The 21,051-nt window shown below is 69.0% G+C and carries 25 protein-coding genes and 1 riboswitch; of the genes, 9 read left to right on the forward strand and 16 right to left on the reverse strand.

The window, feature by feature from the left end:
- Positions 1-11: 11 nt before the first annotated feature.
- Both RN02_RS32155 and RN02_RS06825 read right to left on the reverse strand, forming a co-directional pair.
- The gene (locus RN02_RS32155) at positions 12-1,502 is read right to left on the reverse strand and encodes a DUF6531 domain-containing protein (RefSeq protein ID WP_082033736.1); all 1,491 of its coding nucleotides are present in this window, start codon (positions 1,500-1,502) and stop codon (positions 12-14) included.
- A 385-nt stretch (positions 1,503-1,887) separates the two neighbouring features.
- On the reverse strand, positions 1,888-2,742 hold the full coding sequence (locus tag RN02_RS06825; RefSeq protein WP_043313762.1) for a class I SAM-dependent methyltransferase: 855 nt from the start codon (positions 2,740-2,742) through the stop codon (positions 1,888-1,890).
- Positions 2,743-2,805: 63 nt separating this feature from the next.
- On the opposite strand from RN02_RS06825, the gene RN02_RS06830 reads away from it, so the two are divergent.
- A complete protein-coding gene (locus tag RN02_RS06830) occupies positions 2,806-3,525 on the forward strand; it encodes a DNA-3-methyladenine glycosylase (protein WP_043313764.1) in 720 nt (239 codons plus the stop codon).
- Positions 3,522-4,835 (forward strand): bifunctional DedA family/phosphatase PAP2 family protein, encoded by a 1,314-nt coding sequence (locus RN02_RS06835; RefSeq protein ID WP_043313766.1) that lies wholly within the window; start codon positions 3,522-3,524, stop codon positions 4,833-4,835. Before RN02_RS06830 ends, RN02_RS06835 begins: the two co-directional genes overlap by 4 nt.
- Before the next feature lie 3 nt (positions 4,836-4,838).
- On the opposite strand, the gene RN02_RS06840 is transcribed toward RN02_RS06835, so the two are convergent.
- Positions 4,839-5,741 (reverse strand): LysR family transcriptional regulator, encoded by a 903-nt coding sequence (locus RN02_RS06840; protein WP_043313767.1) that lies wholly within the window; start codon positions 5,739-5,741, stop codon positions 4,839-4,841.
- Positions 5,742-5,844: 103 nt separating this feature from the next.
- Here RN02_RS06840 and RN02_RS06845 point away from each other — a divergent pair, with 103 nt between their 5' ends.
- A complete protein-coding gene (locus tag RN02_RS06845) occupies positions 5,845-6,138 on the forward strand; it encodes a putative quinol monooxygenase (protein ID WP_043313769.1) in 294 nt (97 codons plus the stop codon).
- 9 nt (positions 6,139-6,147) lie between these two features.
- Entirely contained in the window at positions 6,148-7,161 is a 1,014-nt protein-coding gene (locus RN02_RS06850; protein ID WP_043313772.1) for a zinc-binding alcohol dehydrogenase family protein, read from the forward strand.
- Positions 7,162-7,328: 167 nt separating this feature from the next.
- On the opposite strand, the gene RN02_RS06855 is transcribed toward RN02_RS06850, so the two are convergent.
- The 12 genes from RN02_RS06855 to nrdR all read right to left on the reverse strand — a co-directional run bounded on the left by RN02_RS06855 (position 7,329) and on the right by nrdR (position 16,511).
- Entirely contained in the window at positions 7,329-8,129 is an 801-nt protein-coding gene (locus RN02_RS06855) for a cobalamin-binding protein (protein ID WP_052267662.1), read from the reverse strand.
- Positions 8,129-8,545, reverse strand: a complete 417-nt coding sequence (locus tag RN02_RS06860) for a hypothetical protein (RefSeq protein ID WP_043273466.1) — start codon at positions 8,543-8,545, stop codon at positions 8,129-8,131. The genes RN02_RS06855 and RN02_RS06860 overlap by 1 nt, the downstream gene beginning before the upstream one ends.
- Positions 8,542-9,165: a GTP cyclohydrolase II gene (gene ribA, locus RN02_RS06865; protein WP_043273465.1), complete on the reverse strand. Its 624-nt coding sequence runs from the start codon at positions 9,163-9,165 to the stop codon at positions 8,542-8,544. Before ribA ends, RN02_RS06860 begins: the two co-directional genes overlap by 4 nt.
- Positions 9,166-9,427: 262 nt before the next feature.
- Positions 9,428-10,075: a retropepsin-like aspartic protease family protein gene (locus tag RN02_RS06870; protein WP_009617275.1), complete on the reverse strand. Its 648-nt coding sequence runs from the start codon at positions 10,073-10,075 to the stop codon at positions 9,428-9,430.
- A gap of 99 nt (positions 10,076-10,174) precedes the next feature.
- The gene (locus RN02_RS06875; protein ID WP_043313774.1) at positions 10,175-10,690 is read right to left on the reverse strand and encodes a phosphatidylglycerophosphatase A family protein; all 516 of its coding nucleotides are present in this window, start codon (positions 10,688-10,690) and stop codon (positions 10,175-10,177) included.
- Between the two features lie 5 nt (positions 10,691-10,695).
- The gene (gene thiL, locus RN02_RS06880; protein WP_043313776.1) at positions 10,696-11,655 is read right to left on the reverse strand and encodes a thiamine-phosphate kinase; all 960 of its coding nucleotides are present in this window, start codon (positions 11,653-11,655) and stop codon (positions 10,696-10,698) included.
- Positions 11,656-11,669: 14 nt separating this feature from the next.
- Entirely contained in the window at positions 11,670-12,149 is a 480-nt protein-coding gene (gene nusB, locus RN02_RS06885) for a transcription antitermination factor NusB (protein ID WP_043273460.1), read from the reverse strand.
- Positions 12,146-12,622: a 6,7-dimethyl-8-ribityllumazine synthase gene (ribH, locus tag RN02_RS06890; RefSeq protein WP_043313777.1), complete on the reverse strand. Its 477-nt coding sequence runs from the start codon at positions 12,620-12,622 to the stop codon at positions 12,146-12,148. Before ribH ends, nusB begins: the two co-directional genes overlap by 4 nt.
- A 99-nt stretch (positions 12,623-12,721) precedes the next feature.
- Positions 12,722-13,816: a bifunctional 3,4-dihydroxy-2-butanone-4-phosphate synthase/GTP cyclohydrolase II gene (gene ribBA / locus RN02_RS06895; protein ID WP_009617266.1), complete on the reverse strand. Its 1,095-nt coding sequence runs from the start codon at positions 13,814-13,816 to the stop codon at positions 12,722-12,724.
- A 14-nt stretch (positions 13,817-13,830) separates the two neighbouring features.
- A complete protein-coding gene (locus RN02_RS06900) occupies positions 13,831-14,493 on the reverse strand; it encodes a riboflavin synthase (RefSeq protein WP_043313778.1) in 663 nt (220 codons plus the stop codon).
- 176 nt (positions 14,494-14,669) lie between these two features.
- A riboswitch (FMN riboswitch) is annotated at positions 14,670-14,835 on the reverse strand.
- Between the two features lie 114 nt (positions 14,836-14,949).
- Positions 14,950-16,050: a bifunctional diaminohydroxyphosphoribosylaminopyrimidine deaminase/5-amino-6-(5-phosphoribosylamino)uracil reductase RibD gene (ribD, locus tag RN02_RS06905; protein WP_043313779.1), complete on the reverse strand. Its 1,101-nt coding sequence runs from the start codon at positions 16,048-16,050 to the stop codon at positions 14,950-14,952.
- Complete coding sequence (gene nrdR / locus RN02_RS06910; protein ID WP_024128042.1) at positions 16,047-16,511, reverse strand: transcriptional regulator NrdR; 465 nt, start codon at positions 16,509-16,511, stop codon at positions 16,047-16,049. Before nrdR ends, ribD begins: the two co-directional genes overlap by 4 nt.
- 163 nt (positions 16,512-16,674) lie before the next feature.
- Here nrdR and RN02_RS06915 point away from each other — a divergent pair, with 163 nt between their 5' ends.
- From RN02_RS06915 to trxA, 3 genes are all read left to right on the forward strand, one after another.
- A complete protein-coding gene (locus RN02_RS06915) occupies positions 16,675-17,121 on the forward strand; it encodes a YbaY family lipoprotein (RefSeq protein ID WP_009617258.1) in 447 nt (148 codons plus the stop codon).
- Positions 17,118-17,777: a class I SAM-dependent methyltransferase gene (locus RN02_RS06920; protein WP_043313780.1), complete on the forward strand. Its 660-nt coding sequence runs from the start codon at positions 17,118-17,120 to the stop codon at positions 17,775-17,777. Before RN02_RS06915 ends, RN02_RS06920 begins: the two co-directional genes overlap by 4 nt.
- A 265-nt stretch (positions 17,778-18,042) precedes the next feature.
- Positions 18,043-18,912, forward strand: a complete 870-nt coding sequence (trxA, locus tag RN02_RS06925) for a thioredoxin (RefSeq protein ID WP_043313781.1) — start codon at positions 18,043-18,045, stop codon at positions 18,910-18,912.
- Between the two features lie 340 nt (positions 18,913-19,252).
- Here the strand turns inward: trxA and RN02_RS06930 are convergent, their stop codons facing one another.
- On the reverse strand, positions 19,253-19,615 hold the full coding sequence (locus tag RN02_RS06930) for a hypothetical protein (protein ID WP_043313814.1): 363 nt from the start codon (positions 19,613-19,615) through the stop codon (positions 19,253-19,255).
- A 135-nt stretch (positions 19,616-19,750) separates the two neighbouring features.
- On the opposite strand from RN02_RS06930, the gene RN02_RS06935 reads away from it, so the two are divergent.
- Complete coding sequence (locus RN02_RS06935) at positions 19,751-20,335, forward strand: DUF2796 domain-containing protein (protein ID WP_043313784.1); 585 nt, start codon at positions 19,751-19,753, stop codon at positions 20,333-20,335.
- A gap of 8 nt (positions 20,336-20,343) precedes the next feature.
- Entirely contained in the window at positions 20,344-21,051 is a 708-nt protein-coding gene (locus RN02_RS06940) for an ABC transporter ATP-binding protein (RefSeq protein ID WP_043313786.1), read from the forward strand.

A 21,051-nucleotide genomic window follows, 5' to 3' on the forward strand; every position in this document is an offset into this window, starting at 1 on the left:
GACATCCTTGTTCAGTGAGTGGAAAAGCTCTGGCTGATCTGCCGCCCTTGTTCGTCGTACTGGTAGCGGATGGTTCGTCCGGGCTCCTCCACCTGGCTAGGCAGGTAGAAGCGGGGATGCCACTGCGTGAGGATGGTGCGTTCCTGGGGCGTGCCCAGCGCTTCGCGGCGGGAGGTCTCCAGTCCGCGCTCGTTGTATTCGTAGAGGGTGACGTTGCCGTTGTTGTCCGTACGACGCGTCAAAAGACCGCGCTCGTCGTAGGCGAAGGTGGAGTTGCTGGCAGGGCAGTTCGGCGAAGGCTCGCCCTCGACGGCCACCAGCTTGCGAATCCCGTGGATCACCTGAAAACGGTAGGTGGCCTTCTTGCCGTATTCGTTGGTGACCGTGGTCGAACCGTCCTGGTTGTACGCCAGAACGATTTTCTCGGCGCCATTGGCGTGCTCGCTGGAAATGGCACGCCCCTGGCCGTCGTATGTCCAGGTTGCGTAGCGGACTCCGTTTTCGTCGACGATGCCGGTCAGGAAGCGGGGATACAGCTTGTTCTCATGGAGGTAGCGGCGTTCCCCGGTACTGCCCTGGCCGGATCGCTTGACGCTGACCAGGCGCCTGGTCGAGTCATAGGCATAATCCACCGTCGAGTCCGCTGCCACGAAGGACAATGGCTGATACTTCTCGTCCTGGGTGAACCTGAAGCTTTTGCCATGATCATCCGTGACCGTTATCTCCGCGGCCGAATAATCCAGCGCCACGCCTCTCCCCGATGCGTCCCGCCAGGACAACAGGCGCCCCTGCCCGTCGAACGCGCCCTGCTCCTGGTCAGCCGAGGCGAACAGCCATTGTCCCGCCTCATGCTTCAAGCTGCCCAACTCATTGGCCGGAGGTGTGGCCACGTTACCGGCCAGTGCAAATTCGACTTCTCTTCCGTCCGCATGGACAAGGCGAATGCTGGTCTTTCCCACGACCAGGCGCGTCGAGAAGTTATGCCGCCAGTATCCGTCGAAGCTGTTGTACGCTCTGGCGAACTCCATGAGCGGCGAAGACTTGTCGAGATAGTCGACCTCCCGCTGATACTTGTTCCCGACGGCCAGGTTGATCGGATTCCCGATGCAGGTTTCCGGAGGTGGCTCCCCCTTGTTCTTCGCCTGGGTCACCTCGGGATCGTAGGTCACGGTCATGGTGTCCGATGCGGAACAACTACCCGCGCTACCGCTGACGAATAGAAAATTCTGCCCAGGCCTCAGCCTGACCGGCACACCGCGACTCTCGAGAAAGGAAACCGCAGCGGTAAATGAGCCGGAATAGTTGAAAAAGGGGACGCCATTGAGCGTGGCAGTCACCGTTCCCTGATCGCCTTCCTGGGCATTCGCACCGCCCTGGCCATAGACGGTAATACCCGGACTGCGAACCGTTGCGCCATCCCCTGGAGAGGTGAAACTCAACGAACAGGCCTGGGCCGTGAACGGCGCCATGACCGCGACCGCAAGCAGAGTGAACCTGTGCATACGCCTACCTCCATGTGCTGAATTGACCGACCACACAGTGGTAAATCCATCGGCCCACGGAGCGATGTCAGACGCATGTAAAGAAGTATTTCAAGACGAAAGATCAGGCCACGCGGAACAGACAATGCCCATTAGAAGAAAAACAGAAGAAAATGATTGAATTGATCTTTCACCAAGAAAGGCAAGCAAGGTGAGAGAAATAATTAATTACATACGCCAACAACAAAAAATTTCCGCATGCACAAAAGAAAAATAAAGAACAGAACACAACCCTATACATGAGTCGCAAATATCAAAGGGAACAGCGGATTCAATTTGTAGGAAATCTCGTCAAATCATATCCATGCCCAAGATAGCGACAGTTCCTCTCCTGTTTCGTCCAAATTCAAATGCGGGCTTCGATGACGCGCACCAGGCTCGGCATCCGTCCGCGCGGCAGGCACAACTCGGCGCCGTGCACCTGTGGATCGAGCACTTCCACGCCGGCGAAGCCGCAGCCGCGGAAGGCCGCGGCTATTTCCGCCTCGCTGCGGTAGTGCAGCGGGTAGCCGCCGCGGGTGAGCCGGCCGATCAGGCCGACGCCCCAGCGGATCTGCCGGTAGCGCGGGTGTTCGCGCAGGTCGGGGTAGAGTTCGGTGAGGTAGGTGGCGGCCGGGAAGTCGGCCAGGACCGCCGCCAGGCGCGTCCAGAAGCCCTCGATCAGCGGGCGCTGGAAGTAGTTCACCAGGCCCTCGGTGATCACCACCACGGGGCGCTGGCGATCGAGCTGGGCGAAGAGCGCGGCCAGGGTATGCGGGCCTTGTTCGGCGAGGATGTCCACGGGGTGCACCCGGTGCCTTTCGTCCAGCCAGCCCTGCCCTTGCAGCAGGGCCGACTTGCGCGCGGCCATGGGCGGCAGGTCCGCCTCCAGGTAGTCCAGTTGTGGGTAACGCTGACGGAAGCGCCTGCCGCGCGGCGACAGGCCGCAGGCGATCTCCACCACCTGGGTGACGCCGCGCTGCTCGATGGCCTGGCGCAGGCGCGCGTCTATCAGCAGGTGGCGCTGCAGCAGGAAGTCCTCGATGTTCAGCCCGAAGCCCAGGCGCGCGCCCCAGGCGATCGGCGCCACGCAGCCGTGCACCCAGCGCCCGAAGGCGGTGGCGAAGGCCGGCTCGGCGAGCTTGTGGCGGAACCAGACATAGCCGGTGTAGTGCGCACTGGGGGTGATGTGCGCGCTGTCGGCGCGGATGCGTTCAGCCATGATTCAGTCTCTTGTTGTTATCATCCGCCAGCCTAAGAGCGCCCTGGTACCCACGACAATCCCATGCCTGCCGATCCCATCCTTGGTTTGCCCTGGCCCGAAGCGCGGCCACTGCCCCATTCCTTCTTCGACCGCGACGCCCTGCTGGTGGCGCGCCAGCTGCTGGGCAAGGTGATCCGTCACCGCGTCGGCGAGCTCTGGCTGTCCACGCGGATCATCGAGACCGAAGCCTATTACCTGGCCGAGAAAGGCAGCCACGCCTCGCTCGGCTACACCGAGAAGCGCAAGGCGCTGTTCCTCGACGGCGGGCACATCTACATGTACTACGCGCGCGGCGGCGACTCGCTGAACTTCAGCGCAGGCGGCGCCGGCAATGCCGTGCTGATCAAGTCCGGCCACCCGTGGATGGACCGCGTCAGCGGCGACGAGGCCCTGGCCCGCATGCGCCAGCTCAACCCCGCCGCCGATGGCAGCGAGCGCCCGCTGGGCAAGCTCTGCGCCGGCCAGACCCTGCTGTGCAAGGCCATGGGCCTCAAGGTGCCGGACTGGGACGCCAGGCAGTTCGACGTGCAGCGGCTGTTCGTCGAAGACGTCGGCGACACCCCGGCCCAGGTCATCCAGACCACCCGCCTGGGCATCCCCCACGGCCGCGACGAGCACCTGATGTACCGCTTCGTCGACGCCGCCTTCGCGCCCTTCTGCACGCGAAACCCGCTGCGCCGCGGCCAGGTCGAAGGCCGCGACTATTACCTGCTGGACAGCTCGGAAGCGCACCGCACATGAGCCTGGACCTGTTCAACCAATGGATCGCCGGCCACCCGCAATGGCTGGGGCTGGTGGTCTTCCTCATCGCCTTCCTCGAATGCGCGGCGGTGGTCGGCCTGGTGCTGCCCGGCGTGGTGATGCTCTTCGCCGTGGCCGTGCTGGCCGGCGGCGGCGCCCTGGGCCTGGGGCAGACGCTGCTGCTGGCCTTCGCCGGCGGCCTGCTGGGCGACCTCTGCTCGTACTTCCTCGGCCGCCGCTTCCACCAGGACATCCGCCGCCTGCCGCTGCTGCGCCACCATCCGGAATGGCTGGCCGGCGCCGAAGGCTTCGTCGCCCGCTACGGCGTCACCAGCCTGCTGGTGGGCCGCTTCATCGGCGCCCTGCGGCCGTTCCTGCCGCTGGTGGCGGGCATGCTCGACATGCCCTTCGGGCGCTTCCTGGCGGTCTCCATCCTGGCCGCCGCCGGCTGGTCGGTGGCCTACCTGCTGCCCGGCTGGACCACAGGCGCGGCCTTGCGCCTGCCACTGCCGGAAGGCTTCTGGCCGGAGATGGCGGTGGTCGCCGGCGGCCTGGCCGTGCTCGGCGGCGCCTTGATCCATGCCTGCCTGAAGCGGCGCCACGGCACCGCACTGATCGCCGCCGGGCTGAGCGCCGCCCTGCTGCTGGGCATCCTGATCGGCTGGCCGCACCTGGACGCCCTCGACCACGGCCTGATGACGCTGATCCAGCAGGAACGCAGCCCGCTGCTGAACCAGATCATGGTGGCGGTGACGCGCCTGGGCGACTTCCGCACCCAGGTGATCGTCGGCATCGTCGTCAGCGGCCTACTGCTGGGCCTGGGCAAATGGCGCCATGCGCTGTTCGCCGGCGGCACCCTGCTGGCCACGGCACTGCTCAACACCACCCTCAAGCACTTCTTCGGCCGCGCCCGCCCGGAGGTGATCGCCGACCCGCTGAGCGCCTTCAGCATGCCCAGCGGGCACAGCTCGGCGTCCTTCGCCTGCTTCCTGGTGCTCGGCGTGCTGGCCAGCCGCGAGGGCTCGCCGCGGGTGCGCCTGACCTGGCTGCTGCTGGCCATGCTGCCGGCGGCCTGGATCGCCGGCTCGCGCCTGTACCTGGGCGCGCACTGGCCCAGCGACGTGATCGCCGGCGCCCTGCTCGCCGCCGCCGTCTGCGCCGCCGCGCTCTGGGCCAGCCAGTTGCGCCAGCCACTGCCGGCCCTGCCCAAGCGCATCTGGTGGTGCCTGGTGCCGGCCCTGCTGCTGGTGTTCTCGGTCTCGGTCGGCTGGAACCTCAGCCACGCCGTGGCGCGCTACACCCCGCTCTGAGCCTCAACGCCAGGGCGCGCCGCGCAGATGCTCGGCGCAGCGCTGCTGGACGAACTCGCGTAGCAGGGTCACCGGCGGGCTCAGCTGCGCGCGGTGGGTGCAGAACAGGTTCAGCGGCGCCGCCTCGCCCCTGTGGTCGGCCAGGGCCACTTCCAGGCGCCCGGCACGCACGTCGGCGGCCACGTCCAGCCAGGACTTGTAGACCAGCCCGCGCCCGGCCACCGCCCAGCGCCGCACCACGTCGGCGTCGTCGCTGACGCGGTCGCCGCCCACCTCGACCGTCTCGTCGCCGAAGCGCCAGCGCTCGTGCACACGCCCGCCGAGCATGTACAGCAGGCAGTTGTGCCGGGCCAGGTCCTGCGGCCGCTGCGGCCGGCCATGCTGGGCGAAGTAGGCCGGCGCGCCGCACAGCACGCGGCGGTTGTCCGCCGCCAGGGGCAGCGCCACCAGGCTGGAGTCCGGCGGCTGGCCGAGGCGGATGGCCACGTCCACCGGCTGCCGGTAGAGGTCGGCCTGGCGGTCGCTGAGCAGCAGGCGCAAAACCAGCCGCGGGTGCTGCGCCTGGAACTCGTCGAGCCAGGGCAGCAGCACGTTGCGCCCCAGGTCCGAGGGCGCCGAGACCTGCAGCGGCCCGGCGATCTCGCTGCGCCCGCCGGCCAGCAACTGGCGCCCCTCCTCCAGGCTCTGCAGCGAGGCCCGCGCATGGGCCAGGAACAACTCGCCCTCGGCAGTCAGCCGCAGGCTGCGGGTGGAACGGGCGAACAGGCGCGCCTGCAGGGCGCCCTCCAGGCGCTTGAGCGCGGCACTGGCCACCGCCGGCGACACCTCCAGCTCGCGGGCCGCGGCGGACAGGCTGCCGCGTTCGGCGGTGCGGACGAACAGCTGGAGGTCGTCGAAACGCAGCATTTTCAATTTTCCTTTGAAAGAGACTTTCTTCCTACCTGGTTTTTCTTCACAACGAAAGAGCGGAGGATGCGCCCATCCCCCACTGCCGCAAGGAAGAGTCCCGATGAGCAGCCCCCTCACCCTGATCGCCATCATCCGCGCCAAGCCCGGCCGCGCCGACGCCCTGCAGGCCCGCCTGGCCGAGCTGCGCTTGCCCTCGCGGGCCGAGCCCGGCTGCATCCAGTACGACCTGCACCGCGACCGCAAGGACGCCGACCTGATCTACATGATCGAGCAATGGCGCGACGAGGCGGCCCTCGCCGAGCACGAGGCCAGCGAGCACTTCCAGGCCTTCGTCGCCGCCAGCCGGGACGACCTGGCCGAACTCGACATCCGCCTGATGAACCGCATCGACTGAGGAGCCGCCATGAAAGCCATCGGTTACACCCACAGCCGCCCGATCGACGCCGACGACGCCCTGCTCGACATCCAGCTGCCGGAGCCGACGCCCGGCCCGCGCGACCTGCTGGTGGAGGTCCGCGCCATTTCCGTCAACCCGGTGGATACCAAGGTGCGCCAGCGCGCCGAGCCTGCGGCCGGCGAATACAAGGTGCTGGGTTGGGACGCCGCCGGCGTGGTCCGCGCGGTGGGCAGCGAGGTCAGCCTGTTCCGCCCGGGCGACGAGGTGTTCTACGCCGGCGACCTGACGCGCCCGGGCAGCAACGCCGAACTGCAGCTGGTGGACGAGCGCATCGTCGGCGCCAAGCCGGCCAGCCTCGACTTCGCCCAGGCCGCGGCCCTGCCGCTGACCAGCATCACCGCCTGGGAACTGCTGTTCGAACGCCTGCAGATCGCCGAGGGCCCGGGCAGCGCCGGGCAGAGCCTGCTGATCGTCGGCGCCGCCGGCGGCGTGGGCTCCATCCTCGTCCAACTGGCCCGGCACCTGACCGGCGTAACCGTGATCGGTACCGCCTCGCGGGCGGAAACCCGGGAATGGGTCCGCGACCTCGGCGCCCACCACGTCATCGACCACGGCAAGCCGCTGAGCGAGGAACTGCAGCGCATCGGCATCGGCCAGGTGAGCCACGTGGCCAGCCTGACGCACACCGACAGCCACCTGCAGCAGATAGTCGCCAGCCTGCGCCCGCAGGGCCGCCTGGGCCTGATCGACGACCCGGCGAACCTGAACGTGAGCCTGCTCAAGCAGAAGAGCCTGTCGCTGCACTGGGAGTTCATGTACACCCGCTCGATGTTCCAGACCGACGACATGATCGAGCAGCACCGCCTGCTGCAGCGCGTGTCCAGCCTGGTCGACCAGGGCGTGCTGCGCACCACCCTGGGCGAGCACTTCGGCCGCATCGACGCCGCCAACCTGCGCCGCGCCCACGCGCTGCTGGAGAGCGGCAAGGCCAAGGGCAAGATCGTGCTGGAGGGGTTCTGAGCGGCGGGGAGGCACGGTACGCCGCCCACGCCTGCGATGGGCGTAGGGCGCATAACGCCTACGGCGTTATCCGCCGTTTGACCTCGCTTCCCGGCGGCTCCGGGATTGGCCTGGGCGTTGGCTGTGGTCCCGGTGTATCGGCGGATAACCGCGAACGGTTATCCGCCCTACGGCTCGGCCTTGGCGAGCAGGCGGCAGAGTTTTTCGGTGGCGGCCAGCATGGCGTAGCTCGGCCGCTCCAGGTTGCGGTCGGGCAGCACCCACAGCTGATTCAGGCGCGTTGCGCTCAGTTGCTTCATGGCCCGCCATTGCGCCGCCTGTTCGGCATTGGGCGCCAATATCACTTGCGGATCGCGGGCCAGCACCGCTTCCATGCCCACCTGCGGCGCCGGCTGCTGCAGGTCGTCGAACAGGTTGCGCGCGCCGCAGACCTGCAGGGCGTCGCTGACCACCTGGCGTCCGCCCAGGGTGTACAGCGGGCGGTTCCATACCTGGTAGAACAGCCGCAGCGGGTGCTCGCGGGCGTACTGCCGGCGCAGTTCGGCGATGCGCTGGCGGAAGCTGGCGGCCAGGGCCGTGGCCTTGTCCTGGGCGTCGAGCAGCGCACCCAGCTCTTCCAGTTGGCTGGGGATATCCTCCAGCCGGTGCGGCTCGGCGACGTAGAGCTTCAGGCCCAGGCCCTTCAGCCGCGCCATCTGCGCATCGGGAATGCTGCCGGGCCAGACCAGCACCAGGTCCGGCCGCAGGCTCAGCAGGCGCTCCAGGTTCAGTTGCCCGTAGCGCCCCAGCGACGGCAGGGCCGCCAGTTGCGCCGGGCGTTCGTCGCCGTCGAGCACACCCACCAGGCGCGCGCCGGCGCCCAGTTCCAGGACGCTGTCGGTCATCGAGGGCGACAGGCTCACCACCCGCTGCGCCGCCAGTGCCGGCAGGCCTAGCGATAGCAGCAGGACGGCAACGAGCAGGCGCATCAGAGCAACTGGCGCGGCAGGCGGTACAGCCAGAGGATCAGCAGGCTGGTCAGCACGAGGAGGATCAGCGCCACGCCGGACAGGTCGGTGAAACACGCCAGCACGCCGATCCAGGCCGGCAGGCTGGCGCCGAGGACGCCGTTGCGCCAGGTGCGCGCCAGCTCCGCCCAGGCGGCGGGCTCTTCGGCCGTGTCACGGGCCTTGCCGGCGTCGATCAGGGCGAGCTTGTAGCGGCGGAACAGCGGCAGGGTGAAGTACATCGAGACCAGCGCGGCGACGTACAGCGGGGTGGCCAGCACGGCCAGGGCGTCGATCTCGAAGCCCCACAGCAGCAGCGCCAGCAGCGGCCCGAGGGCCAGGACCAGGTGCAGCCACCACAGACGCCCCAGGCGGCCGAACTCGGCGGCGCGGTTCACTGCGCCTCGATCTCCGCCTCGCCCTGGTGCAGCTCGCCGAGCATGTGCCCGAGCTTGCCGGCCTTGGTCGCCAGGTAGCGCTTGTTGTGCGGGTTCAGGCCCTTCTGCAGGGGCACGCGCTCGGCCACGGTGAGGCCGTAGCCTTCCAGCGCCTTGACCTTGCGCGGGTTGTTGGTCATCAGCTTCAGCGAGCAGACGCCCAGGTGCTGCAGCATCGGCAGGCACATGGCGTAATCGCGCTGGTCGGCGCCGAAGCCCAGCCTGAGGTTGGCTTCGACCGTGTCCGCACCTTCGTCCTGCAGGGCGTAGGCGCGGATCTTGTTCAGCAGGCCAATGCCGCGGCCTTCCTGGCGCAGGTACAGCAGCACGCCGCGGCCTTCGCGGGCGATGGCCGAGAGCGCGCCTTCGAGCTGGAAGCCGCAGTCGCAGCGCAGGCTGAACAGGGCATCGCCGGTCAGGCATTCGGAATGCAGGCGACCGAGCACCGGCTGGCCGTCGTCGAGGGTGCCCATAGTCAGGGCGACATGTTCCTTGCCGGTTTCCTCGTCGAGGAAGCCATGCATGGTGAATTCGCCGAAGGGAGTGGGCAGCTTGGAGGCGGCGACGAACACGACGGACACCGGAAACTCCTGAAAGTCAGACAGTAGTAAGGAGCCGGCATTGTAACAGCAGTGCCGGGGCCGCCGTCATTGCGAAATCCGCAACTTGGCTATCGAAGCCATCGATGGATCGGCGATCTGGCAGAGTCCCTTCACCGCCTCGCAAGCTGGAGCAGAACAAGGCGGGAACAGGTTCGGAAGCGCAGTTCATGCCGCTAAATGAGCATTTCGAACCTGTTCCCAACGCAGTTATGCCGACGCGCAGCAGGCTGTGGAGGGGCTCTCAGTGTTTGGACTGGATATACATCATCCCCTGCTCCTCCCGCCAACCGACGCGGTTGAGGAAGCTCATGCCCAGCAGGATCTCGGTGGGGAACTCGCCTTCCAGCACGCTGGCGTCGACGCCCAGCACCTCGATGCCGCCGAGCTTCACGCTGTTCAGGCTGATGCGCCAGCCCTTGACGGTGCCGCTGGCGGTGGAGGCGACCATGGGCTTGCCGACCACCCGGTAGTCGATGCCCAGGCGCCGCGCCTGGGCTTCGTTCATGGCCACCGTGGTGGCGCCGGTGTCGACCAGGAACTGGGCGTTCTGGCCGTTGATCGAGCCGGACACCCAGTAATGCCCGCCGGTGCCGCGGGCGATGCTCATTTCCTGCACCGGCGCCGGGGCCGAGTAGCCGCTGGCGTTGTATTCGCGGCTCAGTTCGTAGGTGCGTTCCACGCCCTCGACGCGCAGCACCGCCTTGTGCGCGTCGGCGCTGACCACCTGCACGCCCTGCGGCCCGGTCTCGCCCACGCGGAGGAACTTGCGCTGGCCGTCGATGTTGACCACCGCGGCGTTGGGGAACAGCCCCACCACCCACACCTGCGGGGCGGCGAGGGCCGCGCTGGCGGCAAGGGCGAGGCTCAGGGCGGGCAGCAGGCGCAGCATGGTGGGGCTCCTTGTCGGCTGGCGCGAGGGTGGCGCCACGTTACACCGGCGCCGCTGCGCCGTCAGTGATGAAGTCGGCTGTTGTCAGGGCGGCTGTCGTCAGAGCAGCCAGGTGGCCCAGGCCCAGACCAGGCCCTGCATGGCCAGCCAGGCGAAGACCCCGGCGAGGACATCGTCGAGCATGATGCCCACGCCACCGTGGACGTGGCGGTCGACCCAGCGGATCGGCCAGGGCTTGAGGATGTCGAAGAAGCGGAACACCAGGAAGCCCGCCAGCAGCCACCACCAGCCCTCGGGCACCAGCCAGAGGGTGATCCACATGCCGACCATCTCGTCCCAGACGATGCCTTCGTGGTCGTGCACGCGCAGGTCGTCGGCGACCTTGCCGCACAGCCAGAAGCCGAACAGCATGGTCAGCCCCAGCATCAGCCAGTAGCCCCAGTCCGGCAGCAACTGCCACAGGGGGACGAAGGGGATAGCCACCAGCGAGCCCCAGGTGCCCGGCGCCTTGGGCAGGGTTCCGGAGCCGAAGCCGAAGGCCAGGAAATGCCAGGGGTTGCGCCAGACCGACGGCGGCACGGGCTGGGCGGGGGCTTGGTCGGGATGTTCGGGCACTGCGGTCACTCCGTGAAATGCAGGTAGCCGCCCTGGCGCGGCGTGATGTCGTGGCCGGCGCCGTCCAGCACGCGCACCCCGCTGCCGGCCTCGACGCGGCCGATGGCCGCCAGCTGCGGCCATTGCGCCTGCAGGGCCGGCAACTGCGCGGGCGGCAGGGTGAAGGCGATGACGTAGTCGTCGCCGGCGCCGAGCTTGGCCTGCAGCGCGCGCTCGGCGCCCAGCAGGCTTTCCAGCGGCGCGCTGGCCGGCAGGCGTTCGGCTTCGATGATCAAGGCCACGCCGGAGGCGCGGGCGATGTGGCCGCAGTCGGCGAGCAGGCCGTCGGACACGTCCAGCGCCGCCGTGGCGCGACCGCGCAGGGCCTCGCCGAGGGCCAGTTGCGGCTGCGGCGCCCAGTAGCGCGCCAATAGCGGCTCGGCCACTCCGGGTTCGGCGGCCAGGCGGCCGAGCACCAGCTCCAGGGCGCCGCCGGCCTCGCCGACCGGGCCGCCGACGCAGAGCAGGTCGCCGGGGCGGGCGCCGCTGCGGGTCAGCGCCTGGCCAACGGGCACCTGGCCGAATACGGTGAGGGTCATGCTCAGCGGGCCGCGGGTGGTGTCGCCGCCGACCAGCGCCAGGCCGCAGGCCGCGGCCATGCGGTTCAGGCCCTGGGCGAAGGCTTCCAGCCAGGCCGGGTCGGCCTCGGGCAGGGTCAGGGCGAGGGTGAAGGCCAGGGGCGCGGCGCCCATGGCCGCCAGGTCGCTGGCGGAAACCGCCAGGGCGCGCTGGCCGAGCAGGAAGGGATCGCACAGCGCGGGGAAATGCACGCCGGCCACCAGGGTGTCGGTGGACACCGCCAGTTGCTGCCCGGCGGCCGGCGCCAGCAGGGCGCAGTCGTCGCCGATGCCCAGGGCCACGCCATCGGCCGCGGCCGCACAGGCGGCCGCGGCGAAATAGCGGCGGATCAGTTCGAACTCACCCATGCCTTGCGGCGGACTCAGCGCTTGGCGCCGCGCAGCTCGGCGGCGCGCAGACGCGGCGCCAGCTTGTCCAGCACACCGTTGACGAACTTGTGGCCGTCGGTGGCGCCGAAGGTCTTGGCCAGCTCGATGCCTTCGTTGATCACCACCTTGTAGGGCACGTCCAGGCGGTTGCGCAGCTCGTAGGTGGCCAGGCGCAGGATGGCCAGCTCGACCGGGTCGATCTCTTCCAGCGGGCGGTCCAGGCAGGGGGTGAATTCCTGGTCCAGCTCGGTCTTCAGGCGCGGCACGCCGTGGAGGATCTCGTGGAAGTAGGCGCCGTCGACGTCGCTGAAGTCGTTGTCGGTGCGGAAGGTCGCCTCGATCTCGTTCAGCGGCTGGCCGGCCATCTGCCAGGAGTACAGGGCCTGCACCGCGAGGCTGCGGGCCTTGCGGCGCATGGCGATCTTGTTGGGCTTGGCCGGCTTGGACGGAGCGCCGTTGTCGTTGCTGCTCACTTGGCCTCCAGCTGCGACAGCAGGCTCACCATTTCCAGGGCGGACAGCGCGGCCTCGGCGCCCTTGTTGCCGGCCTTGGTGCCGGAACGCTCGATGGCCTGTTCGATGGAGTCGACGGTCAGCACGCCGAAGGCCACCGGCACGCCGAACTGCAGGGAAACCTGCGCCAGGCCCTTGGTGCACTCGCCGGCAACGTATTCGAAGTGCGGGGTGCCGCCGCGGATCACCGCGCCGAGGGCGATGATGGCGTCGAACTCGCCGCGCTGGGCGACTTTCTGGGCTACCAGGGGGATCTCGAAGGCGCCCGGGGCGCGGATGATGGTGATGTCGCCTTCGGCGACGCCGTGGCGCACCAGCGCGTCGATGGCGCCTTGCACCAGGCTTTCCACCACGAAGCTGTTGAAGCGGCCAACCACCAGGGCGAAGCGGCCTTTGGGGGCGATGAAGGTACCTTCGATGGTCTTCAGGGTCATGGGCAGGTCTCGTCTGTTAAAGAGCCGGAGCGTCGGCGACGCTCCGCGAAATTAGGCTAGAAGAACAACGCCGCCGTGCCAGGGCACGGCGGCGCGGGTTCATTCGGCGGGCAGGTATTCTACAACTTCCAGGTCGAAACCGGATATCGCGTTGAAGCGCATCGGCGCCGACATCAGGCGCATCTTGCGCACGCCCAGGTCGCGGAGGATCTGCGAACCGGCGCCGACGGTGCTGTAGGTGGTGGTGGGCTTGGGCGCCGGCGCGCTGGCGGCGATCTCGCGCACGTGGGCCAGCAGGTCCTCGCCGCCGATCTGGTGGCCCAGCAGCAGCACCACGCCGCTGCCGGCCTCGGCCACCTTGGCCATGGCCGCGCGCAGGCTCCAGCGTCCGGCCTGGTTGACCATCAGCAGGTCGCGCAGCGGGTCCATGTTGTGCACGCGCACCAGGGTCGGCTCTTCCGCGCAGATCTCGCCCAGGGTCAGCGCCAGGTGCACCTCGCCCTCCACCGAGTCGCGGTAGGTGATCAGGTTGAACTGGCCCAGCTCGGTATCCAGCGGCTGCTCGGCGAGGCGCTCGACGGTGCGCTCGTGGATCAGGCGGTAGTGGATCAGGTCGGCGATGGTGCCGATCTTGATGCCGTGCTGCTCGGCGAAGGCTTCCAGTTCCGGGCGGCGGGCCATGCTGCCGTCGTCGTTCATGATCTCGCAGATCACCCCGGAGGCCTCGAAGCCGCCCATGCGCGCCAGGTCGCAGGCCGCCTCGGTGTGGCCGGCGCGGGCCAGCACGCCGCCGGGCTGGGCCATCAGCGGGAAGATGTGGCCGGGGCTGACGATGTCGGCGGCCACCGCTTCCTTCGCGGCGGCGGCCTGCACGGTGCGAGCGCGGTCGGCGGCGGAGATGCCGGTGGTGACGCCTTCGGCGGCCTCGATGGAAACGGTGAACTTGGTGCCGAAGCCCGAGCCGTTGCGCTGCACCATCAGCGACAGGCCCAGGCGCTCGCAGCGCTCGCGGGTCATCGGCATGCAGATCAGGCCGCGGGCGTACTTGGCCATGAAGTTGATGTCTTCGGTGCGCACGCACTCGGCGGCCATGATCAGGTCGCCTTCGTTCTCGCGGTCCTCGTCATCCATGAGGATGACCATCTTGCCTTGGCGGATGTCTTCGACCAGTTCTTCGATGCTGTTGAGTGCCATCTGGGCAGCTCCTATCAATGCTTCATGAAGCCGTTTTCGGCCAGGAATGCTTCGGTGATGCCGCTGGCGGCGGGCTCGGCGGCCTTGTCGCCGAGCAGCAGGCGCTCCAGGTAGCGCGCCAGCAGGTCGACCTCGAGGTTCACCTGATGGCCCGCGCGGTAGTCGCCCATGATGGTCTCGAGCAGGGTGTGCGGGACTATGGTCAGCTCGAACTCGGCGCCGTTCACCGCGTTGACCGTGAGGCTGGTGCCGTCGACGGTGATCGAGCCCTTCAGCGCGATGTACTTGGCCAGCTCGCGCGGGGCGCGCACGGTGAACTGGATGGCGCGGGCGTTATCCTCGCGCTTGACGATCTCGCCGACGCCGTCGACATGGCCGCTGACCAGGTGGCCGCCCAGGCGGGTGGTGGGGGTCAGGGCCTTCTCCAGGTTGACGCGGCTGCCGACCTTGAGCTGGGCGAAGGCGGTGCGCGCCAGGGTCTCGCGGCTGACGTCGGCCCAGAAGCCGTCGCCGGGCAGCTCCACGGCGGTCAGGCAGATGCCGTTGACGGCGATGCTGTCGCCGAGCTTGACGTCGGCGAGGTCGAGCTTGCCGGTCTGCACGTAGAGGCGCACGTCACCGCCCTTGGGGGTGATCGAGCGGATGCTGCCGATGGCTTCGATTATGCCGGTGAACATGGGGCCTCCCGGACGGCGCAATGCGGTTGCGCGCAGGCGTGCCGGCCGGCGCGAGCCAGCGCAGTGGAAACGAAGGGGTGGTGCATGGTGTTGGAACTCCTGTTTTGGGAAAAACAGGGCATACCGATCGAAGGGACACGACGCGCAGGCGTGCAGGCGCACCTTGCGCAGGTTCATCCCGTTCTCTCTTCATCCGGACTGTTACCGTCGGCCCCGGGATCGCACCGGGTCTGCTGACCTTGCCGCTGCGGCGGTAAGCCGGTCGTGGCAAGCGCTCGCGGGCTCGACGCGTTGCGCGCCATCACCGCCGGTGGGGACTTGCACCCCGCCCTGAGAACGTCAATCGCGGCCGTTACAGCGTTGACCGCGTGTGGCGTTTTACCACAGGCCGGCGCAAGTCGGAAGGTTCAGTTTGCTCTCCCCCCGCATTCGCAGGGGGTAGCGCAGACGATTCCGTCAGACCGGCCGCGCCGTGACCAGCCAGTCGTCGCCCACGGCGCGGATGTCGGCGATCTTCAGTTCGCGCGCCTCGGCCATCTTCTCCAGCGGCAACTCCAGCAGCGGCCGGGCGCTGGAGCCCAGCAGCTTGGGCGCGACGAAAATCCGGTACTCGTCCACCAGCCCCAGGCGAGCGAAGGCCCCGGCCAGGCGCGGGCCGGCTTCCACCAGCACTTCGTTGGCGCCGCGCGCGCCCAGTTCGGCGAGCAGCTTCGCCAGGTCGACATGGCCGTCGGCGCCGGGCAGCACCAGCAGTTCGCGGCCCTCGGCGGCGAAACCTTCACGTTCGGCGCAGCTGGCCACCAGCGCCGGGCCGGCCTGGTAGAAAGCAGCGTCGGTCGGCACCCGCAGGCGGCCGTCCACCAGCACGCGCAGCGGCTGGCGCGCGGCGGCCAGGGCGGTCTGTTCGGCGTCCAGGCCCAGCTCGTCGGGGCGCACGGTCAGGCGGGCAGCGTCCAGCAGCACGGTGTCGGCGCCGGAGAGCACCACGCTGGAGCGCGCCCGCAGGCGCTGCACGGCACGGCGCGCGGCGGGGCCGGTGATCCACTGGCTCTCGCCGCTGGCCATGGCGGTGCGCCCGTCCAGGCTCATCGCCAGCTTGACGCGAACGAAGGGCAGGCCGGTCTCCATGCGCTTGATGAAGCCGGCGTTGATTTCCCGGGCCTCGGCCTCCAGCACGCCGCAGGCCACCTCGATGCCGGCCTCGGCTAGGCGCCGCAGCCCCTGCCCGGCGACCTGCGGGTTGGGGTCCTGCATGGCCGCCACCACACGGGCGACGCCGGCCTTCACCAGGGCATCGGCGCAGGGCGGGGTGCGGCCGAAGTGGCTGCAGGGCTCCAGGGTGACGTAGGCGGTGGCGCCACGGGCGTTGTCGCCGGCCTGGCGCAGGGCGTGGACCTCGGCATGGGGCTCGCCGGCGCGGACGTGCCAGCCTTCGCCGACCACCACGCCGCCCTTGACCAGCACGCACCCGACGCGGGGGTTGGGGTGGGTGGAATACAGCCCCTTGCGCGCCAGCTCCAGCGCGCGGGCCATCCAGGCCTGGTCGACGGCGCTCATTCCTTGGACGGCTCCCGGGCCAGGCGCTCGATTTCCTCGCGGAACTCGTTGAGGTCCTGGAAGCGCCGGTACACCGAGGCGAAGCGGATGTAGGCCACCTCGTCGAGCTTCTGCAGCTCGGCCATCACCAGCTCGCCGAGCACCCGCGACTTCACCTCGCGCTCGCCGGTGGCGCGCAGCTTGTGCTTGATGTGGGCGATGGCCTCTTCCAGGCGCTCGACGCTGACCGGACGCTTCTCCAGCGCGCGCTGCATGCCGGCGCGCAGCTTGTCCTCGTCGAACGGCTGGCGGCTGCCGTCCTGCTTGATCAGCCGCGGCATGACCAGCTCGGCGGTCTCGAAGGTGGTGAAGCGCTCGCCGCAGGCCAGGCACTCGCGGCGGCGGCGGACCTGGTCGCCCTCGGCGACCAGGCGGGAATCGATGACTTTGGTGTCGTGGGCACCGCAGAAGGGACAATGCATGGCAGAGAATGGCCCTACGAAATGGTGGCTCATGGTACCCCATCCGCCCGGGCCCTTCGACCGGCCGTTCGACGAAACATCCGGCGCCGCGCTCCCCGAGACAAGCCGCAGGCTTTACGCTATACAGGCGCCGCCCTGGAAACCGCCGCGAGGGAAATCGCCCATGCCGCACCGCCTTCTCTGCCTGCTCGCCCTGGCCCTGCTGGCCGCCTGTTCGAGCAAGCAACCCGCTCCGCAGCCTCCCGCCGCCAGCGCCCCGGCCAAGGCCGTCGCGACGCCGCTGCCGGCCAACCAGCGCGAATTGTCCGGGGTGCTCACCAGCAGCCGCGGCGCCTTGCCCGATGGCGCCGAGGTGGAACTGGCCCTGTTGTTGATGGACGAACGCGACCGCCCGCAGCGCGCCCTGGCCAGCCTGGAGCTGGTGGGAAATGGCGGCGCCCTGCCCTTCAGCCTGCGCTACGACCCCAGCGACTTCCCCAGCGGCGGGCGCATCGAACTGCATGCGCGGGTGGCGCAGAACGGCCAGCTGGCCTGGCGCCTGCGCCCGCTGACCATCGCCCCTGGGCAGTCCCAGGCCCTCGGCGAGCTGCGCCTGGAGCCGGCGCCATGAAGGCCCCGCAGGACCTGCAACAGGCCCTGGGCGAGTTGCTCGGCGACGCCCGCCTGGGCGCCGAGCGCCTGCCCGGCACCGACATCGCGCTGTGGCTGATCGATGCGCAGAACATGGACCGCCAGTTCAGCCCCGACGAGACCCGCCGCATCCTCGAAGAACCGCCCTACTGGTGCTTCTGCTGGGCCAGCGGCCTGGCCCTAGCGCGCTGGCTGGCCGAGCGCCCGCAGTGGGTGGCCGGCAAGCGCGTGCTGGACTTCGGCGCCGGCTCCGGCATCGCCGCCATCGCCGCGGCCAAGGCCGGCGCCGCCGAAGTGGTGGCCTGCGACCTCGACCCGCTGGCTCTGGCCGCCAGCCGTGCCAATGCCGAGCTGAACGGGGTGCAACTGAGCTATTCGGAAGACTTCTTCGGCGAGGAGGACCGCTACGACCTGATCCTGGTCGCCGACGTGCTTTACGACCGCGCCAACCTGCCGCTGCTCGACGCCTTCCTCGGCAAGGGCCGCGAGGCCCTGGTGGCCGACTCGCGGGTGCGCGACTTCCAGCACCCGCTGTACCGGCGCCTGGACATCCTCGACGCCTGCACCTGGCCGGACCTGGCCGAGCCCCACGAATTCCGCAAGGTCAGCCTCTATCACGCCAGCCGCCCCCTGTAGGAGCAACCGTCTGCGTCGAGGTGCTTTTCGTAGGAGGGGTTGAGCTTGCGAAACCCATCGGGCCATGGTGATGGGTATCGCTTCGCTCAACCCATCCTACGGGCGTTCCTGGAATTGTAGGAAGCGGGCCCTGCCCGCGATTCGCGCGCAGGGCGCGCTCCTACTGGGACGTAGGGCGCGGTGCGGCATTGCCTTGTTTCCGTCCGCCGCGCCCCCACTTATAGTGACCAGCATCCTTCGCCCCTTTCGCCCGACGAGAGCCCCCATGAGCGACACGCCCTACATCTTCGACGTCACCAGCGCCGACTTCGACCAGTTGGTGATCCAGAACTCCTTCCACAAGCCGGTGCTGGTCGACTTCTGGGCCGACTGGTGCGCGCCCTGCAAGGCGCTGATGCCGATGCTGGCGCAGGTCACCGAGTCCTACCAGGGCGAGCTGCTGCTGGCCAAGGTCAATTGCGACGTCGAGCAAGACATCGTCATGCGCTTCGGCATCCGCAGCCTGCCCACCGTGGTGCTGTTCAAGGACGGCCAGCCGGTCGACGGCTTCGCCGGCGCGCAACCGGAATCGGCGGTGCGGCAGATGCTGGAGCAGCACGTACAGCCGCCGGCAGCCCCCGCCGCCAACCCGCTGGACGCCGCCGAGGCCGCCTTCGCCGAAGGCCGCTTCGCCGAGGCCGAGGCCCAGCTCAAGGCCCTGCTGGGCGAAGACAACACCAACGCCGCGGCGCTGATCCTCTACGCCCGCTGCCTGGCCGAGCGCGGCGAACTGGGCGAAGCCGAGACGGTGCTGGACGCGGTGAAGAGCGACGAGCACAAGTCCGCCCTGGCCGCCGCCCGCGCCCAGTTGACCTTCCTGCGCCAGGCCGCCGACCTGCCCGACGCCGCCACCCTGAAAACCCGCCTGGCGGCCGACGCCGGCGACGACGAGGCCGCCTACCAACTGGCCGTGCAGCAACTCGCGCGGCAGCAGTACGAAGCGGCGATGGACGGCCTGCTGCGCCTGTTCCAGCGCAACCGCAGCTACGGCGAAGACCTGCCGCGCAAGACGCTGGTGCAGGTGTTCGACCTGCTGGGCAATGAGCATCCGCTGGTGATCGCCTATCGGCGGAAGTTGGCCAATCTGCTGTATTGAGTGGCGGGGTTCGTTTCGTGTAGGAGCGAGCTTGCTCGCGAACGGAGTTTCCCGGCCATGCCGGTGCCAGGCATGAGAGCGCCCTCTCCCTAACCCTCTCCCTGAAGGAAGAGGGGACCGTTCGGAGCGCTTGGGTATTCCTGAGTTAGCCGGCTAGTCCGTTGGCTTCCAGCTGAAACCATCACCTCTCTCGGCACGGACAAGCCCCCTCTCCCTTCAGGGCGGGGCGCGCAGCCGAGGGCTGGGGAGAGGGAAAGGCGCCACACCCAGCATCAGAGCATCCGGTTGGCACCGTTCGCGAGCAAGCTCGCTCCTACGAAAAGCAAAAATCAAAAAGCCCCTACTCCCCAACCCAGGTAAACACCTGAGTCCCCTCCCGCACCTCGATCCTCACATCCGCGCTATGCCGCAAGCGCACCAACAACCCCTTCGCCGCGCCAGCGCTACCAGCCAGAGCCGCCAGTTCATCGAGCAGCAGCGGGCCTTCGCAGCTGCCGGCCTGGCGCAACAGGTCGCGGGCCGCCTGCCACAGTCGATCAACGCCGCTGGGCGCCACCGACGGGTTATCCACAGGCGCTGCCGGCGCGGCGACCGGTGCGGCGGGCGCATGGCGCAGTGCCGCGCCCAGGCGTTGCCACTCTTCCTCGTCCAGTTCCAGGCTCAGGTCCACCGGCCAGTCGCCGATGCTTCCACGGATTCGCATGTCGGTTTCCTCCTGCATGGCCGGCATGCTCCCACGCTTGCCCGGCCGCGCCAATCTCCTGGAGCGCCTCTAGCCAGCCGCAATATTTCGTTATAACGTAACGCACCCTCGATTTTCCCCTCCCGGAGACCGTCCATGCGCCCCTTGCTGCTCGCCCTCGCCCTGATCCCCTTCGCCGCCGCCCAGGCCCATGACGAACACGAGCACGGCAGCCTCGGCAAGCACGAGCACGGCGTGGCCCAGCTCAACGTCGCGCTGGACGGCAACACCCTGGAGCTGGAAGTGGACAGCCCGGCGATGAACTTCGTCGGCTTCGAGCACCCGGCCAGCAGCGCCGCCGACCAGGCCACCGTGGCCGCCGCCCGCGCCCAGCTGGGCAAGCCGCTGGAGCTGGTGCAGGCGCCGGCCGCGGCCAAGTGCGGCGTCGCCGAGGTGGAGCTGGAAAGCCCGCTGTTCGGCAATGCCAAGGCCCACGAGCACGACCACGACGACGATGGCGATGGCGATGGCGACGGCGACGAGCACGAAGGCCACCAGCACAGCGACATCAACGCCCACTACAAGCTGACCTGCGCCGCGCCCGAGGCCCTCACCAGCCTCGATTTCGCCCCGCTGTTCAAGCGCTTCCCCGGCACCCAGAAGCTGGTGGTGCAGCTGATCGGCCCGAACGGCCAGCAGGGCGCCGAGCTGACCCCGGCCAGCAGCCTGCTGAAGTTCTGACGCGCCCCATGGACACCCTGCTCGAACTCCGCGACCTCGGCTTCGCCTGGCCCGGCCAGGCGGAGCTGCTGGACATCCCGCAGTTTTCCCTCGGCCGTGGCGAGACGCTGTTCCTCAAGGGCCCCTCCGGCAGCGGCAAGACCACCCTGCTCGGCCTGCTGGGCGGCGTGCAGAAGCCCCGGCGCGGCAGCATCCGCCTGCTCGGCGAGGACCTGGCGCAGCTCTCCGCCGCGCGCCGCGACCACTTCCGCGTCGACCACACCGGCTACATCTTCCAGCAGTTCAACCTGCTGCCGTTCCTCTCGGTGCAGGAGAACGTCGAGCTGCCCTGCCACTTCTCGCGCAGCCGCGCGGCCCGCGCCCGCGAGCGCCACGGCAGCGTCGGCGAAGCCGCCGGCGCCCTGCTCGCGCACCTGGGCCTGGGCGACGCGGCGCTGCTGCAGCGGCGCGCCGACAACCTCTCCATCGGCCAGCAGCAGCGCGTCGCCGCGGCGCGCGCGCTGATCGGCCAGCCAGAACTGGTGATCGCCGACGAGCCGACCTCGGCGCTGGACGCCGACGCCCGCGAAGCCTTCCTCCAGCTGCTGTTCGCCGAATGCCGCGCGGCCGGCGCCAGCCTGCTGTTCGTCAGCCACGACCAGAGCCTGGCGCCACTGTTCGACCGCAGCCTGTCGCTGGCCGACCTCAACCGCGCCGCCACCGCCCCCGGAATCTGA

Origin of the sequence: Pseudomonas sp. PI1 (assembly GCF_000812405.1) — a bacterium.
In the GTDB taxonomy this organism is placed as follows: Bacteria; Pseudomonadota; Gammaproteobacteria; order Pseudomonadales; family Pseudomonadaceae; genus Pseudomonas; species Pseudomonas citronellolis.

What these genes read in the sequence shown, in the direction of transcription:
- RN02_RS32155 (WP_082033736.1), bottom strand. Translation starts at nt 1,502, where the DNA reads ATGCACAGGTTCACTCTGCTTGCGGTCGCGGTCATGGCGCCGTTCACG.
- RN02_RS06825 (WP_043313762.1), bottom strand. Translation starts at nt 2,742, where the DNA reads ATGGCTGAACGCATCCGCGCCGACAGCGCGCACATCACCCCCAGTGCG.
- RN02_RS06830 (WP_043313764.1), top strand. Translation starts at nt 2,806, where the DNA reads ATGCCTGCCGATCCCATCCTTGGTTTGCCCTGGCCCGAAGCGCGGCCA.
- RN02_RS06835 (WP_043313766.1), top strand. Translation starts at nt 3,522, where the DNA reads ATGAGCCTGGACCTGTTCAACCAATGGATCGCCGGCCACCCGCAATGG.
- RN02_RS06840 (WP_043313767.1), bottom strand. Translation starts at nt 5,741, where the DNA reads ATGCTGCGTTTCGACGACCTCCAGCTGTTCGTCCGCACCGCCGAACGC.
- RN02_RS06845 (WP_043313769.1), top strand. Translation starts at nt 5,845, where the DNA reads ATGAGCAGCCCCCTCACCCTGATCGCCATCATCCGCGCCAAGCCCGGC.
- RN02_RS06850 (WP_043313772.1), top strand. Translation starts at nt 6,148, where the DNA reads ATGAAAGCCATCGGTTACACCCACAGCCGCCCGATCGACGCCGACGAC.
- RN02_RS06855 (WP_052267662.1), bottom strand. Translation starts at nt 8,129, where the DNA reads ATGCGCCTGCTCGTTGCCGTCCTGCTGCTATCGCTAGGCCTGCCGGCA.
- RN02_RS06870 (WP_009617275.1), bottom strand. Translation starts at nt 10,075, where the DNA reads ATGCTGCGCCTGCTGCCCGCCCTGAGCCTCGCCCTTGCCGCCAGCGCG.
- thiL (WP_043313776.1), bottom strand. Translation starts at nt 11,655, where the DNA reads ATGGGTGAGTTCGAACTGATCCGCCGCTATTTCGCCGCGGCCGCCTGT.
- ribH (WP_043313777.1), bottom strand. Translation starts at nt 12,622, where the DNA reads ATGACCCTGAAGACCATCGAAGGTACCTTCATCGCCCCCAAAGGCCGC.
- ribBA (WP_009617266.1), bottom strand. Translation starts at nt 13,816, where the DNA reads ATGGCACTCAACAGCATCGAAGAACTGGTCGAAGACATCCGCCAAGGC.
- RN02_RS06900 (WP_043313778.1), bottom strand. Translation starts at nt 14,493, where the DNA reads ATGTTCACCGGCATAATCGAAGCCATCGGCAGCATCCGCTCGATCACC.
- ribD (WP_043313779.1), bottom strand. Translation starts at nt 16,050, where the DNA reads ATGAGCGCCGTCGACCAGGCCTGGATGGCCCGCGCGCTGGAGCTGGCG.
- nrdR (WP_024128042.1), bottom strand. Translation starts at nt 16,511, where the DNA reads ATGCATTGTCCCTTCTGCGGTGCCCACGACACCAAAGTCATCGATTCC.
- RN02_RS06915 (WP_009617258.1), top strand. Translation starts at nt 16,675, where the DNA reads ATGCCGCACCGCCTTCTCTGCCTGCTCGCCCTGGCCCTGCTGGCCGCC.
- RN02_RS06920 (WP_043313780.1), top strand. Translation starts at nt 17,118, where the DNA reads ATGAAGGCCCCGCAGGACCTGCAACAGGCCCTGGGCGAGTTGCTCGGC.
- trxA (WP_043313781.1), top strand. Translation starts at nt 18,043, where the DNA reads ATGAGCGACACGCCCTACATCTTCGACGTCACCAGCGCCGACTTCGAC.
- RN02_RS06930 (WP_043313814.1), bottom strand. Translation starts at nt 19,615, where the DNA reads ATGCGAATCCGTGGAAGCATCGGCGACTGGCCGGTGGACCTGAGCCTG.
- RN02_RS06935 (WP_043313784.1), top strand. Translation starts at nt 19,751, where the DNA reads ATGCGCCCCTTGCTGCTCGCCCTCGCCCTGATCCCCTTCGCCGCCGCC.
- RN02_RS06940 (WP_043313786.1), top strand. Translation starts at nt 20,344, where the DNA reads ATGGACACCCTGCTCGAACTCCGCGACCTCGGCTTCGCCTGGCCCGGC.